This is a genomic window from uncultured Roseobacter sp. (assembly GCF_947493125.1).
Classification (GTDB): domain Bacteria; phylum Pseudomonadota; class Alphaproteobacteria; order Rhodobacterales; family Rhodobacteraceae; genus Roseobacter.
The window spans coordinates 1-234 of sequence record NZ_CANLQB010000032.1 but is presented as its reverse complement, the minus strand read 5'-3'; the positions used below and the strand labels follow the sequence as shown (position 1 = coordinate 234).

1 protein-coding gene is annotated in these 234 nt (G+C 59.0%); it reads left to right on the top strand.

Annotation, left to right across the window (positions count from 1 at the left end; translation table 11 throughout):
* Positions 1-234 (top strand): hypothetical protein (locus Q1A71_RS23625; protein ID WP_299682840.1); only part of this gene is annotated, 234 nt, incomplete at both ends.

Sequence of the window (234 nt, the reverse complement as noted above, 5' to 3'; positions counted from 1 at the left end):
AGACATCGGCCTCGGTCTCTGTCCCCATCTTCGGCGACACCGACATCGAACCGACAGAGCTCTTTACACTCGCGTTCCAACCGCCAGAGATCGTGGCGGCCACCTCAATTGGCTCCGCCGAAGTACTCGACGATGATGCGGGTGGCGAGACGCAGCCCACGGTTTCGGTGTCTGGGTCGACGGTATCTGAGGGAACGACCTCGCAAGATCCATTCTATCTGCAATGGACGATCA